We start from the raw sequence: 16,968 nt of genomic DNA, 5'->3' as shown, positions 1-16,968 counted from the left end.
CTGATCGAAGTGAAGGAGTGGACGATGACGGACAGAACCAAGGCAGCGGGCAGCGGACAGAAGTTCATCGCGCGCAATCGGGCGCCGCGCGTGCAGATCGAGTACGACGTCGAGACCTACGGCGCCGAACGCAAGGTGCAGCTGCCGTTCGTGATGGGCGTGATTTCGGACCTGGCCGGCAAGCGCGCCGAGCCGCTGCCGGATTTGCCGGAGCGCAAGTTCCTCGAGATCGACGTCGACAACTTCGACGAGCGGATGAAGTCGGTCGCGCCGCGCGTCGCGTTCCAGGTGCCGAACACGCTGACCGGTGAAGGGATGCTCAACGTCGACATGACGTTCGAGCAGATCGACGATTTCTCGCCGGCCGCGATCGCGCGCAACGTCGACGCACTGCGCCGGCTGCTGGAGGCGCGCACCGAGCTGTCGAACCTGCTGTCGTACATGGACGGCAAGCACGGCGCCGAACAGCTGATCGAGCGCGCGATCAACGATCCCGACCTGCTGAAGACGCTCGTGCGCGAACCCGCGCAGGGCGGTGACGCGCCCCAACCGGAGGCCCGCGATGAATGATCCCGTCCAGTCCCGCGCCGACGCGCGCCCGCCCGCGCAGCCGGCCGTCGCGCACGGTGAATTCGCGGCGCTGCTGCAGAAGGAATTCAAGCCGAAGACGGCCGAGGCGCGCGAGTCGGTCGAGCGCGCCGTGCGCACGCTCGCGCAGCAGGCGCTCGAACATACGGTCGGCATGACGAACGACGCGTACGGCAGCGTGAAGCAGATCATCGCCGAGATCGACCGCAAGCTGTCCGAACAGATCAACCAGATCCTTCACCACAACGAATTCCAGACGCTCGAAGGCGCGTGGCGCGGGCTGCATTACCTCGTCACGCACACGGAGTCCGACGAACTGCTGAAGATCAAGGCGCTGCCGGCATCACGCAACGAGGTCGCACGGATGCTGAAACGCTACAAGGGCGTCGCGTGGGACCAGAGCCCGCTGTTCCGCAAGATCTACGAGGAGGAATACGGGCAGTTCGGCGGCGAGCCGTTCGGCTGCCTGGTCGGCGACTTCCATTTCAACCACAGCCCGCCGGACGTCGAGATGCTCGGCGAGCTGTCGAAGATCGCGGCGGCGGCCCATGCGCCATTCATCGCCGGCGCGTCGCCCGAGTTGATGCAGATGGATTCGTGGCAGGAGCTGTCGAACCCGCGCGACCTGACGAAGATCTTCCAGAACACCGAATACGCGGCGTGGCGCAGCTTGCGGCAATCGGAGGATTCGCGCTACGTCGGCCTCGCGATGCCGCGCTTTCTCGCACGGTTGCCGTACGGCGCGCGTACCAATCCGGTCGACGAATTCGACTTCGAGGAAGACACCGACGCCGCGAACCACGACCGCTACACGTGGGCGAATTCGGCGTACGCGATGGCCGCGAACATCAACCGCTCGTTCAAGCAGTACGGCTGGTGCTCGTCGATCCGCGGCGTCGAATCGGGCGGGGCCGTCGAAGGGCTGCCGAGCCACACGTTCCCGACCGACGATGGCGGCGTCGACCAGAAATGCCCGACCGAGATCGCGATCAGCGACCGCCGCGAGGCCGAGCTCGCGAAGAACGGCTTCATGCCGTTCGTCCACCGGAAGAATTCCGATTTCGCGGCGTTCATCGGCGCGCAGTCGCTGTACCAGCCGGCCGAGTACCACGACCCCGACGCGACCGCGAACGCGCGGCTGTCCGGCCGCCTGCCTTACCTGTTCGCGTGCTGCCGCTTCGCGCATTACCTGAAGTGCATCGTGCGCGACAAGATCGGCTCGTTCCGCGAACGCGACGACATGGAACGCTGGCTGAACGACTGGATCATGAACTACGTCGACGGCGACCCCGTGAACTCGTCGCAGGAAACCAAGGCGCGCAAGCCGCTCGCGGCCGCGCAGGTGGTGGTTGACGAGGTCGAGGACAACCCCGGCTACTACACGTCGAAATTCTTCCTGCGTCCGCACTACCAGCTCGAAGGGCTCACCGTGTCGCTGCGGCTCATCTCACGGCTGCCGACCGCGAAGGCGGCGAACGAGTGAGCGGCGCAGCGGGCAACGATCGGTATCCACCGCGGCATTCATCCTGACATCGCACTGAAACGGAGACGGCAATGGGCGTGGCAATGTTTATGAAAGTGGACGGCGTGACCGGCGAATCGGCGGACGCGCAGCACAAGGGCTGGACCGACATCCAGTCGTTCACGTGGGGCGCGAGCCAGCCGGGCGCGATGGCGAGCGGCAGCGGCGGCAACGCGGGCAAGGCGAGCTTCAACGATCTCGTCGTCGCCGCGTACATGGATAAGGGCGCGCCCGCGATCATCAAGAACTGCGCGAACGGCAAGCATCTGTCGTCGGTCGAGATATCCGCGTGCAAGACCGGCGGCACGCAGGTCGAGTTCATGCGCGTGACGCTGCAGGAGGTGCTTGTCACGTCCGCGCAGGTCGCGGGTATCGATCCGGGCGACGTCGCCGACCGGCTGATGATGCATTACGGCTTCCAGGCCGCGAAGGTGAAGAAGCAGTACTGGCAGCAGAACGACAACGGCGGCAAGGGCGCCGAGGTGACGGTCGGCTGGAACATCAAGGAAAACACCGAGATGTAACGGCGCGGAGACGACCATGGACGACCCGCGAACCCACGACGGCCGGGAGGGCAACCTGCGCGACCGGCTGCAGCCGGCGTTGCTCGACCGGCTCACCGACGACGCACCGCAGCGCGCCGCCGAAGCACCCGGCGCGCAATGGATCGGCACCGAACGCCTGCGTGCGGCCGTGCTGCGCGATCTCGCGTGGCTGCTCAACACGCGCAATGGCGAGGACGGCTTCGTCGACTGGTCGGCGTTCGCGCACGCACAGGCGTCGGTGCTCAACTACGGGATGCGGCCGCTCGTCGGCAAGCCGATGTCGGGTGTCGAGCGGATGTCGGTCGAGGCGTCGATCCGCGATGCGATCGTCCGCTTCGAGCCGCGCATCGCGCCCGACAGCATCGAGGTCCGCAGCGTGACCGACGCGCCCGGCGGCCGCGCCGGCGAACGGCGCCACAACGTGCTGCTGTTCGAGATCCGCGGCACGCTGTGGTCGATTCCGCATCCGCTCGAATTCGTGCTGCGCTCCGACCTCGATCTCGAGACGGGCGCGATGTCGCTGAAATCGGCGGCGGGAGGCTGACGTGATGGATACGCGCCTGCTCGACTACTACAACCGTGAACTCGCCTACCTGCGCGAGCTCGGCGGCGAATTCGCGCAGCAGTTCCCGAAGGTCGCCGCACGGCTGAGATTGAATGAATCGGGGCCGCCCGACCCGTACGTCGAGCGGCTGCTCGAAGGCTTCAGCTTCCTCACCGCGCGCGTGCAGCTGAAGATGGACGCCGAATTCCCGCGCTTCACGCAGGCGCTGCTCGATGCCGTGTATCCCGGCTATATCGCGCCGTTGCCGTCGATGGCAATCGTGCGCTTCGCGCCGATGCTGAACGAAGGCAGCCTCGCGCAGGGCTGGCGGCTGCCGGCCGGCACCGCGCTGCGCGCACGGCCGGTTGCGTCCGAGCAGACCGCGTGCGAATTCCGCACCGCGCACGACCTGACGCTGTGGCCGCTCGAACTGACCGATGCGACCGTCACAGGTGCGCCGTCGTGGCTGCCGCGCGGCGCCGTCGCCGCCCGCCAGGACGTGCGCGGCGCGCTGCGCATCCGGCTGAAGGCGCGCGGTGGCGCGAAGCTGTCGCAACTGCCGCTCGACCGGCTGACGTTCCATCTCGCGGGCCCCGAGCGCGATGCGCTGCATCTGCTCGAACTGATCGCCGCGCATGCGCTCGGCGTCGTGTGCCACGACCCGGGGCAGCCCCCGCGCTGGCTGCATACGCTCGACGCCGATGCGATCGTCCACGAAGGTTTCGATCCGGCGCAGGCGATCCTGCCCGACGACGGCCGCAGCTTCCACGGCTACCGGCTGCTGCGCGAGTATTTCGCGTTTCCGGCGCGCTTCCTGTTCTTCAGCATCGGCGGGCTGCTCGCCGCGCTCGCGCGTGCGACCGGCGACGAGTGCGAGCTGACCGTGCTGTTCGACCGGCACGACGCTGCGCTCGAAGCGGCCGTCGATGCGCGCCATCTCGCGCTGAACTGCACGCCGGCCGTGAACCTGTTCGCGCGCCGCGCCGACCGCATTCCGCTGCAGCCGGGCGCACGCGAACACCATGTCGTCGTCGACCGCAGCCGGCCGCTCGACTACGAGGTCTATGCGGTGCAACGGCTCGCGAGCGAACAGCGCGACGACGGCCAGTCGCGCGAATTCCGGCCGTTTCACGCGTCGTTCTCCGGCGACGACGGCAATTACGGCGCGTATTACACCGTGCGGCGCGAGCCGCGGCTGGTGTCCGCACAGGCACGCTCGAACGGCACGCGTACCGGCTACGTCGGCAGCGAAACCTACGTGTCGCTCGTCGACAGCCAGTGCGCGCCGTACGACGAGACGATGCGCTACCTGTCCGCCGACACGCTGTGCACGAACCGCGATCTCGTGCTGCTGCAGCCGCCCGGCGACGCGAACACGTTTACGCTGCGCGTGTCGGCGCCGGTCGAGCGAGTCGTCGCGATCCGCGGCCCGTCGCGGCCGCGCCCGCCGATCGCCGATGCGCAAACCGCATGGCGCCTGATCCGCCATCTCGGGCTCGCGCGCCACACGCTGACCGATCTCGACGACGACGAGGGCGCGCATGCGCTGCGCGAACTGCTCGGCCTGCATGCGGATCCCGCCGACGCCGCGATGCGCCGGCAGATCGACGGCGTGCAGCGCGTCGCGTTCTCGCCGGTGTTCCGCCGGTTGCCGGCATCCGGGCCGTTGATGTTCGGGCGCGGCGTGCAGGTCGACGTGACCGTCGACGACCATGCATTTTCCGGCGACAGCCCGTTCCTGCTCGGCGCGGTGCTCGAACAATTCTTCGCGCGGCATGTCTCGATCAACGCGTTCGCCGAATGCGTGCTGACCAGCACGCAGCGCGGCACGCTCGCGCGCTGGCCGGCGCGTATCGGCAGGCGGCCGGCCATATGAAGCGCGAACCGTCATCCGGTATCCAGCCGGCCGCCGAAGCCGCGCGCCGCGACGCGTGGTGGGCGCGGCTGCGTGCGGCGCCGCACGGCTACGACCTGTTCCAGGCGCTGCGCTGGCTCGACGCGCTGTCGCCCGGACGCCCGCCGCTCGGGCGCGCCACCCGGCCGCGCGACGAGCCGGTGCGGCTCGGGCAGCAGCCGTCGCTCGCGTTCGCCGCGTCGATGCTGGCCGGCGTCCACGACGAAGGCGGCACCATGCCGCCGCGCATCGCGATCCACGGGTTCGGGCTGTTCGGCCCGAACGGGCCGCTGCCGACGCACCTGACCGAATACGCATACGAACGCGCGGCGCAGCACGACGACCCGACATTTGCCGCATTCGCGGACGTGTTTCATCACCGGCTGATCCTGCTGTTCTACCGCGCATGGGCCGACGCACAGCCGACGGTGAGCCTCGATCGGCCCGGACGCGCACGATTCGACGGCTATGTCGCGAGCCTGATCGGGCGGGCCGCGCATGGCGACCAGCCGAACGCACCGGCCGACGCCGACACGCTCGCGCCGCATGCGCGCTATTTCCATGCGGGCCATCTCGTGCGGCACACGCGCAACCCGGAAGGCCTCGTGCAGATCCTGCGCCGGCACTTCGGCGTCGACGCGCGCATCGTCGAGCACGTGCCGCAGTGGGTCGCGATCGAGCGCTCGCAGCGCTGCACGATCCGCGCGACACGGCCGACGTTGCGCGTCGGTGCCGTCGCGCTCGGCATCGCGGTGCGCGACGCGCAGTCGCGGTTCCGGATCGTGCTCGGCCCGCTGTCGCTCGACGCATACCGCCGCTTCCTGCCGGGTGGTCCGCACGCACGCCAGCTCGCGCAATGGGTGCGCGAATACGTCGGCATCGAATTCGACTGGGACGTGCAACTCGAACTGGCGGCCGACGCGGTGCCGGCGCTCGCCCTCGGCGAGCCGCAGGGCATCGGCCGTACCGCGTGGCTCGGGCAGCGGCTCGAACCGGGCCCGGCCCGCGACCTCGTCGTCCGCTACGACGTGCGGCGCGGCGGCACGCCCCTTCGTCGCGAAATCGCCTAACCGGGAACCGTCATGTCCGATATCGGCCGCGTCAACCTGTTCGGAAAACTGAATCCGTTCCTCTACGAGACGCTCGAGCAGGCGACCGGGTTCTGCCGGCTGCGCGGCAATCCGTACGTCGAACTCGCGCACTGGTTCAAGCAGATGCTGCAGCGGCCCGACGGTGACCTGCAGCGCGTGCTGCGACGCTTCGAGATCGACGAAGCCGCGATCGACCGCGGGCTCGTCGCCGCGCTCGACAAGCTGCCGCGCGGCGCGGGATCGGTGTCGGACCTGTCGGCGCACATCGACGACGCGGTCGAGCGCGCGTGGGTCTATGCGACGCTGAAATACGATGCGACGCGGATTCGCGGCGCGGTGCTGCTGCTCGCAATACTGAAGACGCCGCAGTTGCGCAACGTGCTCGTGGCGATCACGCGCGAATTCGAGCGAATCGTGCCCGACGTGCTCGCCGATGCGCTCGAATCGATCGTCGACGGGTCGCCGGAGGCGCAGCCGGCGTCTCAATCCGCTCGGCGTGGTGACACCGCTGCACGTGGCGCGACCGCCGCCGAAGGCTCCGCACTCGCACGCTTCGCCGTCGACCTGACCGCCCGTGCACGGGCCGGCGAGATCGACCCCGTCGTCGGCCGCGACGCGGAGATCCGCCAGATCGTCGACATCCTGCTGCGGCGCCGGCAGAACAACCCGTTGCTGGTCGGCGAGGCCGGCGTCGGCAAGACGGCCGTCGCGGAAGGCTTCGCGCTGCGGATCGCCGCCGGCGACGTGCCGCCGTCGCTGCGCGACGTCGCGCTGTACCTGCTCGACATCGGGCTGCTGCAGGCCGGCGCGAGCGTGAAGGGCGAGTTCGAGAGCCGGTTGCGCGGCGTGATCGACGAAGCGATGTCGTCCGAGCGGCCGGCGATCCTGTTCATCGACGAAGTGCATACGCTCGTCGGCGCGGGCGGCGCAGCCGGCACCGGCGACGCCGCGAACCTGCTGAAACCGGCGCTTGCGCGCGGCCTGCTGCGCACGATCGGCGCGACCACGTGGTCCGAGTACAAGCAGTACATCGAGAAGGATCCCGCGCTGACGCGGCGGTTCCAGCTCGTCCACGTGCACGAACCCGAAGAAGCGGCCGCGCTGACGATGCTGCGCGGCCTGGCTGCAAAACTCGAGGCCCATCACCGCGTGCTCGTGCTCGACGACGCACTGCAGGCTGCCGTGACGCTGTCGCACCGGTATATTCCCGCCCGCCAGTTGCCGGACAAGGCGATCAGCCTGCTCGATACGGCCTGCGCGCGCGTTGCCGTCAGCCAGCATGCGGTGCCGGCACCGGTCGAGGATGCACGACGCCGCATCGACGGCCTGCGCGTCGAGCAGGAACGGATCGGGCGCGAGTGTGCGCTCGGTACCGGCGATGCCACACGGCGCGATGCGATCGACACCGAGATTTCAGTTGCACAGGCGGAACTCGACCGGCTCGACACACGCTGGCAAACCGAACGAGCCGCGCTGGCGGCGGTCGTCGAATCGCGTGCCGTGTTGCTCGACGACGATCCGTCCCACGCGCTCGATGCAGACGCCCGTACCGCCGCGCAGGCGCGCCTCGCCGCCGCCCAGCAGGCGCTGGCCAACCTGCAGGGCGATACGCCGCTCGTGCTGCCCGCCGTCGACATGCACGCCGTGGCGGCCGTTGTCGCCGACTGGACCGGCATTCCGCTCGGCCGGATGGTGCGCGACGAGACGCAGGCCGTGCTGAAGCTTGCCGATACGCTCGGCGAACGCGTCGTCGGTCAGCGGCATGCGGTCGAACTGATCGCCGAACGCATCCAGACCGCACGCGCGAAGCTCGACGATCCGACCAAGCCGCATGGCGTGTTCCTGCTGTGCGGCCCGTCCGGCGTCGGCAAGACCGAGACCGCGCTTGCGCTCGCCGACACGCTGTACGGCGGCGAACACAACGCGATCACGATCAACATGAGCGAGTTCCAGGAGGCGCATACAGTGTCGACGCTGAAGGGCGCGCCGCCCGGCTATGTCGGCTACGGGCAGGGCGGGGTGCTGACCGAGGCCGTGCGCCGGCGGCCGTACAGCGTCGTGCTGCTCGACGAGATCGAGAAGGCCCACCGCGACGTGCACGAGATCTTCTTCCAGGTGTTCGACAAGGGCGGGATGGAGGACGGCGAGGGGCGCGACATCGATTTCCGGCACACCGTGATCCTGCTGACGTCGAACGTCGGCGCCGATCGCGTGATGGCGCTATGCCGCGACGCCGAGCGCCTGCCCGACGCGCAAACGCTCGCCGATGCGCTGCGCGCGCCGCTGCTCGACGTGTTTCCGGCCGCGCTGCTCGGGCGGCTCACCGTCGTGCCGTATTACCCGCTCACCGACGCGACGCTCGCACGGATCGTCGCACTGCAGTTGCGGCGCATCGAGAAGCGGATCGACACGCATCACGGCATCCGGCTCCACTGTACCGACGCGGCGACCGCGCTGATCGTCGAACGCTGCCGGACCATCGAATCCGGCGGCCGCCTGGTCGACGCGATCCTCACGCATACCGTGATGCCGCGCATCAGCCGCGCGATCCTGCAGGCCATGCTCGAAGGGCGTGTGCTGGCCTCGATCGAGGTGAGCGCGGCCGACGGCGAATTTGCCTACCGGTTCGACGAGGAGGTCACGACGTGAATCGCGTATTCACCCTCGACAGCCCGCACGGCGACGACCTGAAATTCCACACGCTCGACGGCAGCGACGAACTCGGCCGGCTGTTCGAATTCCGGATCGAGGCGCTGGCCGACAGCCATAGCCTGTCGCTGAAGGACATGCTCGGCAAGCCCGTGACGGTGCGCATCGAGCAGCAGGACCAGTCGACACGCTACCTGAGCGGCATCGTTGCCCGCGCATCGCTCGCCGGCCGCCGCGCGGAGCGGCATTACGGCTACGAGTTGATCGTGCGCCCATGGCTGTGGCTCGCGACGCGACGCTCCGATTGCCGGATCTTCCAGCACAAGACCGTGCCCGAGATCGTGCAGGAAGTGCTGTCGACGTACGGCTTTCCGATCGAGAACCATCTCGCGGAAACGTACGCGCCGCGCGAGTATTGCGTGCAGTACAACGAGACCGATGCCGCGTTCGTGTCGCGGCTGATGGAGTTCGAGGGCATCTATTATTGGTTCCGGCATGCGGAGGACACGCATACGCTGATGCTCGGCGACGCGATGTCGTCGCATACCGCGCTGCCAGGCTACGAGACGATTCCGTACATCGCGCGCGACCGCACCGCGATCGCGGACGAGGAGCATATCAACGGCTGGCTGCCCGCGCAGGAGGTCAGTGTCGGCAAGCACCAGACCACCGACTACGACTATACGAAGCCGCGCGCCGATCTTTCGGCGCAGAAGGTCAATCCGCGTGGTCACGATCACGACAGCTTCGCGTCGTTCGAATGGCCGGGCGGCTATCGCGATGACGCGCCCGGTGCCCATTACAGCCGCGTGAGGCTCGAGGAACAGCAGGCCGAACACGAGCGGGCGAGTGCGGATACCGACGTGCTCGGTGCCGCGCCGGGTTACCTGTTCACGCTCGCGCATTGCCCGCGAGCGGACCAGAACCGCGAGTACCTGATCGTGCGATGCCAGTACCGGTTTCAGGAGAACGCGTATGCGAGCGACCAAGGTGCGGCGGCCGTCGTGCATCAGACGATGATGCTCGTGCAGCCGTCGAGCTTGCCTTACCGGTCGCCGCGCGATACGCCGCGACCTCGCACCAACGGCCCGCAAACGGCGACCGTCGTCGGGCCGCCGGGCGAGGAAATCTGGACGGATCAGTACGGGCGCGTGAAGCTGCAGTTTCGCTGGGACCGGTACGGGCAGAGCAATCAGGATTCGTCGTGCTGGGTGCGGGTGTCGAGTCCCTGGGCCGGTGGTGGATTCGGCGGTGTGCAGATTCCGCGAGTGGGCGATGAGGTGGTGGTCGATTTTCTCAATGGCGATCCGGATGAGCCGATCGTCACCGGGCGGGTTTTCAACGGCGAGAAGATGCCGCCGTGGGGACTGCCGGGGAGTGCGACGCAGAGCGGGCTGCTGTCGCGATCGTCACCAGGCGGGACGACCGACCATGCGAATGCGTTCCGGTTCGAGGACAAGAAGGGCGCCGAGCAGCTGTGGATGCATGCGGAACGGAATTTCGATGCGGAGACGGAGGCCGATCACACGCTGTCGGTGGGGAACAACCATACGCATACGGTCGGGAACGATGAAACGATGCACGTGAAGAACAACCGGCAACGCAGTGTGGGGCAGAACGAGACGGTCAATATCGGGCAGAACCGGGTCGCGCAGATCGGCGCGAACGAGACGCATGGGGTGACGGGGAATCGCACGCGGACTGTTGGACAGAACGAATCCGTGGCGATCGCCGCCAATCGAGATGCGACCATCGGTGGCGTGCACAACGAGACGGTCGCGAAAGGCAAGACCGAGACGATCGGCGAGGCCAAGACGCTGAACGTCGGGCAGCTTTATCACACGACATCACAGGACATGAAGACGCAGGTCGCATCCACGCATACCGAAGAGATCGGTGCGCGCACCTCGACGATCGCGAACGCGCATACGCACACGGTCGGCGGCGAACACACCGTCAACGTCGGCGCGAACCACACGACGAACGTACAGCATCAGGTGCTCGTCAACGCCGGCGACCAGCTTTCGCTCGTCTGCGGGATGTCGAGCATCGTGATGAAGAGCGACGGCACGATCACGATCCAGGGCGTCAATGTCGCGTCGACTGGCTCCGAGAGCCACAGCGTGCGCGGGACGAAGGTGACGTCGTCGGCTACGGGCGAGCACACGGTCGAAGGCACGGTCCTGAAGCTGAATCCTTGACGGAGGCCGCACGAATGCAGAATTGGCAGCCGACCAATCCGGTGGAACGCAGGTTCATGGATGCGCATACGGACTGGATGAGTTTCGCGAAGGACAAGACCGCGAGGTTGATGGTCTGGCATACGGAGAAAGCGGATACGCCGCTGGTACGGCTGTATTTTCAGGCGCAGGAAGACACGTCGTGCGCGGTGCGAACGATGCATGCGGCGTTCACGAACGAGGCTGGCTACGCACAGGTGCTAACCGACGAACTGATTGCCTTCTACGACAGCTGCCGCGACGCGTCCGGTGCGCCGGGGATGCGCGCCGATTGGCAGCCTCCGTTCTTCGATGGCGCGGATCCGGTGCGGTATCTGCTGACAGTGGCCAACAGCCTGATCGAACATCACCCGGACGTGTTCCCCGCGCTGGTTTTCGTACTTGCGCCGGCCCGCGTGGACGACGAAGCCGCCTGGGTACGGTGGATCGATCGCTTGTTGTCCACCGTCGCCGCATCGCCGCCGCTCGCCGAGCATCTGCGCTTTGTCGTGCTCCGGACCAACATCGAGCCGTTCGCCCCGCCGGTCCAGCATCATCCGACGCTCGTCAAGATTGTGCACGGTCGATATTCGATGGCCAGCGTGCCGCGCGAGCTGCTGGCCGAATCCGGTGAACGCGGCGCAAGCGGCGAATTCCGGCGGTTGTTCGTTACGATGAGCGAGACGATCGAAGGTGGTAGTCCCGCTCGTCTCGAGGAACTCCGCACCGCGGCGCTGAAGGTGGCCGAGCGCGAGGAGTGGTTCGACCAATGCGTCGTCGTGCACCTCATCGCCGGCGCCGCCTACCTGAAATGGCGCGACCGTGAACAGGCGATCGACGCCTATCAGCGTGCGGCCGGCAGCGGCATGCGCGCGGTCGAGGCAGGTCATCCGGTCGGACACAAGCTCGTCGCGAACGGCTTGTTCGGCGAAGCGAGCGTACATCTGACGCACAAGGATCATGCGCGCGCCGCCTATTGCTACGAGCGCGCAGCGGCTGCCACGACAGCCGCACACGATGCACTGATGACCGTCGAAGCGTGGCGCATGAGCGCCGTGTCCTGGGAGCGGGCAGGGGAGCACGAGCATGCGCTGGAAGCCGGCTTCAACGCGCTCGACGCGGGATTGATGCTCGACGATGCGATGCGCGTCAACAGCAATCTGCCGCTCGTCGTCGAATGGATGGTTTCGCAGGTCGGCGCGTTCGACCGGCGCAGGGCCGAACTCGGCGAGAAAGTCGCCGCGTTGCGCGGCAGCCGCTGAACGGGGACGCCCATGGAATTGCCAGCGGTCAAGCATCTCGATCCGGTCGTCGGCGTTGACCTGCATTCGGTGCTTGTCGCGCCGAGCCCGACGCCCGTGTTCCTGCCGCACCCCCATATCGGGTACATGCTGGACCTGCGCGAGTACGTGAACGCCGCACTGGGCGTCATCGGCTCAATCGCCTTCACGATCATCGAGGAAAAGGCGGTCGACTATCTCGAACACCATCCGGAAGACGCCAAAAAACTCGACGACGCGGTCACTTCGGTCTCCAACGAAGCAAAAAAGCTGGCAAGCGATCCGACCGTCGCACAGGGACTGAAGGGCGCGGCAATCGCTGCCGGCGTCGCGAACGCGATGGGTGCAGGCGTCGGAATGGGCAGTGTCGCCGGGCGGCCGATCTTCGTGAACGGGATGCTGCGGGCGACAGCAGGCACGCATGCCTTTCATGCACCATCGCTGCATTTTCCGCTCGGTGAATCGTTCGCGCCGCCCGACCCGGATCCGTCGAACGACGCGGAAGCGTACATGGGCAGCAAAACCGTGCTCGCGAACAACGATCCGCTGGCATTCCTGGCACTGCCGGCGATGAGCTGCTGGGCGGTCGGGCTGGAGCCGCCGATGCACAACGGCGCGCATACGAAGCGCGAGCACCTGTCGTTGCCGACGTCGTTCATGCTACCGATTCCGACCGGACGCCCCGTGCTGGTGGGCGGGCCGCCGATCGTCAACATGGCAGCGCTGGCGAAGGGGCTGTTCAAGGCGTTTCGCGGGTCGGAGTGGGCGAAGACGCTGGCGGATAAATTGCATCTGAAGCCGGGGTTCCTGCGGTGCAAGGTACTGGATGCGGAGCCCGTCGATTCGATTACCGGCGAGGTGATCGTCGAGCAACACGACTTCACGATAGCCGGACGGTTACCGCTCGTCTGGAGCCGGCGCTACGCGAGTCACGATACGTGGCGAGGGGCGATCGGCGCCGGCTGGCAGACACCGGCCGACATTCGACTGGAACTGCTTGGGCACACCGGCGACGCAACGGGCGTTGCGGCATATCTCCCTGAACACGCGACGGCATTCGATACGATGCCGGGCTCGGCCGGTTGGCCTGCGCGCGTCTACGACTGGCAGTATGGATATGCACTATATCGACGCGACGAGCGGCTCGTCATGAGAACGCGCGCCGGAATCGAATACGAATTCGTCTTGCCCATCCACCGGCAGCAGGTGAAGACGATGTCTGGGGAAAATGCTGCGTTGACGCTACCCGTCGCAAAAATCGCAGACCTCAACGGTAACGCCTGGGTGTTCGAGCGAAGGCCGGACGGCACGCTGACCCGCCTGCTCGAGTGGATGCGTAACGGGGCAAGTGGACGAGCGATCTGGTGCGAATCGGACACAACAGGCCCGACCAGGATGCAGGCACATTTGCTCAACGCGCTGATATTGATCGACGCCAACGGTCGCGCTCATCCACTGGTCGGTTACGAGCACGATCGGAACGACAATCTCGTTTCCGTGATCGATGCAATGGGACAGCCGTATCAATTCGCGTACATTGAAGGTCATCGACTGTCGTGCCACTCGACCCCCGCTGGCATTTCGTTTTACTACACTCATAGACTTCACGATGACGAAGTATGGCGTGTCGATCATGCATGGGGCGATAACGGGATTTTCGACTATCGCTTCGACTACGATATCGATCGTCACGAAACCAGGATCACCGACTCCAGAGGAAACCTGACAATCCTGCAGGTGAACGAGCGCGGCTTGCCGGTGTACCGAATCGATCCTCTCGGCGGTGTCACGAGCTACCTGTACGATACGCAATGGCGCACTAGCAAAAGCGTCGATCCAACTGCACGCACCACCTCGTGGGAGTACGACCTGTATGGCAATTTGCTTGCGAGAACGCGACCGGACGGGAGTGTCGTGCGCGCATCGTACGACGCGGATCAGCGCGTGGTATCCATCACGGCTCCGGGTGGGCGGCAATGGCGGTACGAATGGGACGAGTGCTGCAGGCTGTTCAGACAGATTTCGCCTGCAGGTGCAAGTTCACGGTATGCCTACGATGCGCACGGGCAGTTGATATCGCATACGGAACCCCGCGGCGCAACGATGCATTTTTCCTACGACAACGATGGCAATCTGATCGAAGTCATCGATGCGCTCGGCCACCATACGACTTATGCCCACGACGCACGGGCCAACGTCACCCGAAAAATCAACGCGATAAATCAGGTCAGCTGCTACGAATTCGACCGCAACGGTAATCTGACTCGAGCAATCGAGCCTGGCGCCAGGGAGATACTTCTTGAGTATGACGCCGATGGCAACCTGACGCGTTATCGTGACCCCAACGGCCAGGTTACGCAAATGGAATATGCGGCACTGGGTCAGATGCGCAAACGGCTGGCACCAGATGGGAGCGTGGTGGAGTATCGGTACGACACCGAGCAACAGTTGATCGGTGTCGTCAATGAGCGCGGGGAACTGTATCAACTCGTGCGCGATGCACTGGGACGTATCGTCGAAGAGACCGACTATTGGGGACAAACGCGTCGCTATCGTTACGGCACGGCCGGCGAACTGCTTCACAGCATCGACCCGCTCGGGCAAACGATCGAATACGCTTACGACCGATCCGGCCGTCTCGTCCAGAAGCGCGCAGTAAACCCGACACGTGATGACGGCGTATCCAGCGATTGCTTTTCGTACGATTCGAACGGAGATCTGGTGCTCGCGCAGAACCTGTTCAGTCGTGTCGAAATCCGCCATGACGAAGACGGTAGGGTGACGGAAGAATGTCAGTATGACGTAGAGCAGGGCAGTGCCTTTACGATCGCCAGCGTATACGACGCATCGGGCAACCGAATCGAACGCGCGACTCGACTTGTTGCCGGCAGCGACATCATCGAGCATGTCGTACGTTATACGTACGATGCGTCAAATGCAGTGGCTTCTATCCAGATCGACGGCGCCGCGCCGGTTGTCATCGACCGGGATCCGCTCGGACAGGCTCGAACCGAGCACTTGAGTGCCGGCTTGCAGCGCGAACTCTCATATGAATCCAACGGCCGGCTTGCGTCCCAGATTCTGTTGACCTCAGCCGGGGCCATCACGCTGCTCACAAGCGAGTACTTGTACGATGCGAATGGCGAGTTGGTCGAAAAACGCGATGCTCGCGGCAATACTGAATACTTTCAATATGATCCTCTGGGCCGTCTGACCGAGCATCTTGATCCCTTCGGACGTCTCAATCGCTTGTTGCGCGATCCTGCCGGCGATCTGCTGAAAACGCGAGTCCGCGAACGCCTCACGGCAGGTGCCACGAATCCAGGATTAGGCGGGATCTGGGTCCGTGAAGGCGAATACGACGGACAGCACCACGAATACGACCGAGCGGGAAACTTGATACGGCGACACAACCGCAGTCAGGAGATGACGCTGCATTGGGATGCAGCGGGGCAACTGGAGGAGTTGGTCGCGGTACGACTCGATGTTCCAGACGCACAAGGACTGCCGGCTCGCATCCGTGCACATTACGAATACGATCCATTTCAGAGGCGCGTGCGCAAAATAACGAATGTGGAATCGCCAGGCGGCGAAAAATCGATATCTCCATCACACATCAGTCGTTTCTTCTGGGACTGTAATACGCTCGTGGGCGAATATACGACCGTAGAGCGCGCGAGCGGCCATCAAACGGAGCCAACACCAGGATCGGCACCCGCGCCGGGTTACGCACGTGAATGGGTGCATTACCCGGGAACATTCCGAACGCTTGCAACGGTACATACCGACTTGATTGCAGGAAAGGAGGCGGCATCGACCACGGGCTCGTTACCACAACCCGGCGTAACGTATTTTTTTCAGAACGATCCAAACGGCGCGCCAGTGCGAATGCATGACCTCCACGGCAAGGTTGCCTGGGAGGCATCTTACAGCCCGACGGGAGCCGCGACGGAACTCGCCACGATAGCGGCTGCTGGCCAGCCGCTTAGATTGCAAGGGCAATACTTCGACAAGGAGTCAGGTCTGCATTACAACCGGCACCGTTACTTTGATCCCGCAACCGGGAGTTTCATCAGCCCGGATCCGATCGGCCTCGAAGGCGGGCGCAATCCTTACATGTTCGCCCCCAATCCGTATTCGTGGATCGATCCGCACGGGACTGATTGCAAGAGCGAATTCAGAAAATGGGCGCTGGAAAAAATCTGGGCCAAAGCCGATCATCCGTTGCGGTTTCTGCTCGGACAAGACGCCACCGGCAACAGGATCAAGGCATTCACGCGTCCGCCTTCGCGCAAGCACGAAGATCTCATCGACTGGGCGAATGGGCCGACCATCGAAGCCGGACACGTCACGAGCAAACATTCAGGCGAACCGGAACTCCTCGGTTTGCAGGACGCCTGGGAAAATCAAATGGACAATTGGTTTGGTGAAAGGCACGGAGTCATCGTCACTCGCAATGGTGTCGTCGAAATCGGCGGCGTCCCAGTACATACGAGAACGGCTGAAGAATGGGAGGAATACGGATACTTGCCGGCGGGCACGGTCGCCAACGCGCCGAAAAGCACCGGCTGGTCACAACCGTGATCGGCATCGGCCGATGCGTGAAAGTTGGGCCCTCGTTATTTTACATAACGTG

Annotated in this window: 10 protein-coding genes; all 10 read left to right on the top strand. The window is 65.3% G+C overall.

Annotation, left to right across the window (positions count from 1 at the left end):
• Positions 1-24 precede the first annotated feature (24 nt).
• The 10 genes from tssB to U5798_RS13830 all read left to right on the top strand — a co-directional run bounded on the left by tssB (position 25) and on the right by U5798_RS13830 (position 16,916).
• Positions 25-570, top strand: coding sequence for a type VI secretion system contractile sheath small subunit (tssB, locus tag U5798_RS13875; protein ID WP_322082376.1), 546 nt, complete (start codon positions 25-27; stop codon positions 568-570).
• Positions 563-2,071, top strand: coding sequence for a type VI secretion system contractile sheath large subunit (tssC, locus tag U5798_RS13870; protein ID WP_322082375.1), 1,509 nt, complete (start codon positions 563-565; stop codon positions 2,069-2,071). Before tssB ends, tssC begins: the two co-directional genes overlap by 8 nt.
• Positions 2,072-2,142: 71 nt before the next feature.
• The gene (locus U5798_RS13865; protein ID WP_027791618.1) at positions 2,143-2,634 is read left to right on the top strand and encodes an Hcp family type VI secretion system effector; all 492 of its coding nucleotides are present in this window, start codon (positions 2,143-2,145) and stop codon (positions 2,632-2,634) included.
• 16 nt (positions 2,635-2,650) lie between these two features.
• On the top strand, positions 2,651-3,199 hold the full coding sequence (gene tssE / locus U5798_RS13860) for a type VI secretion system baseplate subunit TssE (RefSeq protein ID WP_322082374.1): 549 nt from the start codon (positions 2,651-2,653) through the stop codon (positions 3,197-3,199).
• A 4-nt stretch (positions 3,200-3,203) separates the two neighbouring features.
• Positions 3,204-5,075 (top strand): type VI secretion system baseplate subunit TssF, encoded by a 1,872-nt coding sequence (gene tssF, locus U5798_RS13855; protein ID WP_322082482.1) that lies wholly within the window; start codon positions 3,204-3,206, stop codon positions 5,073-5,075.
• A complete protein-coding gene (tssG, locus tag U5798_RS13850; RefSeq protein WP_322082373.1) occupies positions 5,072-6,163 on the top strand; it encodes a type VI secretion system baseplate subunit TssG in 1,092 nt (363 codons plus the stop codon). Before tssF ends, tssG begins: the two co-directional genes overlap by 4 nt.
• Positions 6,164-6,175: 12 nt before the next feature.
• The gene (gene tssH, locus U5798_RS13845; RefSeq protein ID WP_322082372.1) at positions 6,176-8,833 is read left to right on the top strand and encodes a type VI secretion system ATPase TssH; all 2,658 of its coding nucleotides are present in this window, start codon (positions 6,176-6,178) and stop codon (positions 8,831-8,833) included.
• Positions 8,830-11,034, top strand: a complete 2,205-nt coding sequence (tssI, locus tag U5798_RS13840) for a type VI secretion system tip protein VgrG (RefSeq protein ID WP_322082371.1) — start codon at positions 8,830-8,832, stop codon at positions 11,032-11,034. Before tssH ends, tssI begins: the two co-directional genes overlap by 4 nt.
• A 14-nt stretch (positions 11,035-11,048) precedes the next feature.
• Positions 11,049-12,314, top strand: coding sequence for a hypothetical protein (locus U5798_RS13835; protein ID WP_322082370.1), 1,266 nt, complete (start codon positions 11,049-11,051; stop codon positions 12,312-12,314).
• Between the two features lie 12 nt (positions 12,315-12,326).
• Positions 12,327-16,916, top strand: coding sequence for an RHS repeat-associated core domain-containing protein (locus U5798_RS13830; protein WP_322082369.1), 4,590 nt, complete (start codon positions 12,327-12,329; stop codon positions 16,914-16,916).
• Positions 16,917-16,968: the final 52 nt, after the last annotated feature.

The organism is Burkholderia sp. BCC1972 (assembly GCF_905339605.1).
GTDB lineage: Bacteria > Pseudomonadota > Gammaproteobacteria > Burkholderiales > Burkholderiaceae > Burkholderia.
The sequence above is the reverse complement of the archived record's forward strand: the minus strand, read 5'-3'. Positions and strand labels throughout refer to the sequence as shown.

What these genes read in the sequence shown, in the direction of transcription:
- U5798_RS13830 (WP_322082369.1), top strand. Translation starts at nt 12,327, where the DNA reads ATGGAATTGCCAGCGGTCAAGCATCTCGATCCGGTCGTCGGCGTTGAC.
- tssB (WP_322082376.1), top strand. Translation starts at nt 25, where the DNA reads ATGACGGACAGAACCAAGGCAGCGGGCAGCGGACAGAAGTTCATCGCG.
- tssF (WP_322082482.1), top strand. Translation starts at nt 3,204, where the DNA reads ATGGATACGCGCCTGCTCGACTACTACAACCGTGAACTCGCCTACCTG.
- tssE (WP_322082374.1), top strand. Translation starts at nt 2,651, where the DNA reads ATGGACGACCCGCGAACCCACGACGGCCGGGAGGGCAACCTGCGCGAC.
- U5798_RS13835 (WP_322082370.1), top strand. Translation starts at nt 11,049, where the DNA reads ATGCAGAATTGGCAGCCGACCAATCCGGTGGAACGCAGGTTCATGGAT.
- tssC (WP_322082375.1), top strand. Translation starts at nt 563, where the DNA reads ATGAATGATCCCGTCCAGTCCCGCGCCGACGCGCGCCCGCCCGCGCAG.
- U5798_RS13865 (WP_027791618.1), top strand. Translation starts at nt 2,143, where the DNA reads ATGGGCGTGGCAATGTTTATGAAAGTGGACGGCGTGACCGGCGAATCG.
- tssH (WP_322082372.1), top strand. Translation starts at nt 6,176, where the DNA reads ATGTCCGATATCGGCCGCGTCAACCTGTTCGGAAAACTGAATCCGTTC.
- tssG (WP_322082373.1), top strand. Translation starts at nt 5,072, where the DNA reads ATGAAGCGCGAACCGTCATCCGGTATCCAGCCGGCCGCCGAAGCCGCG.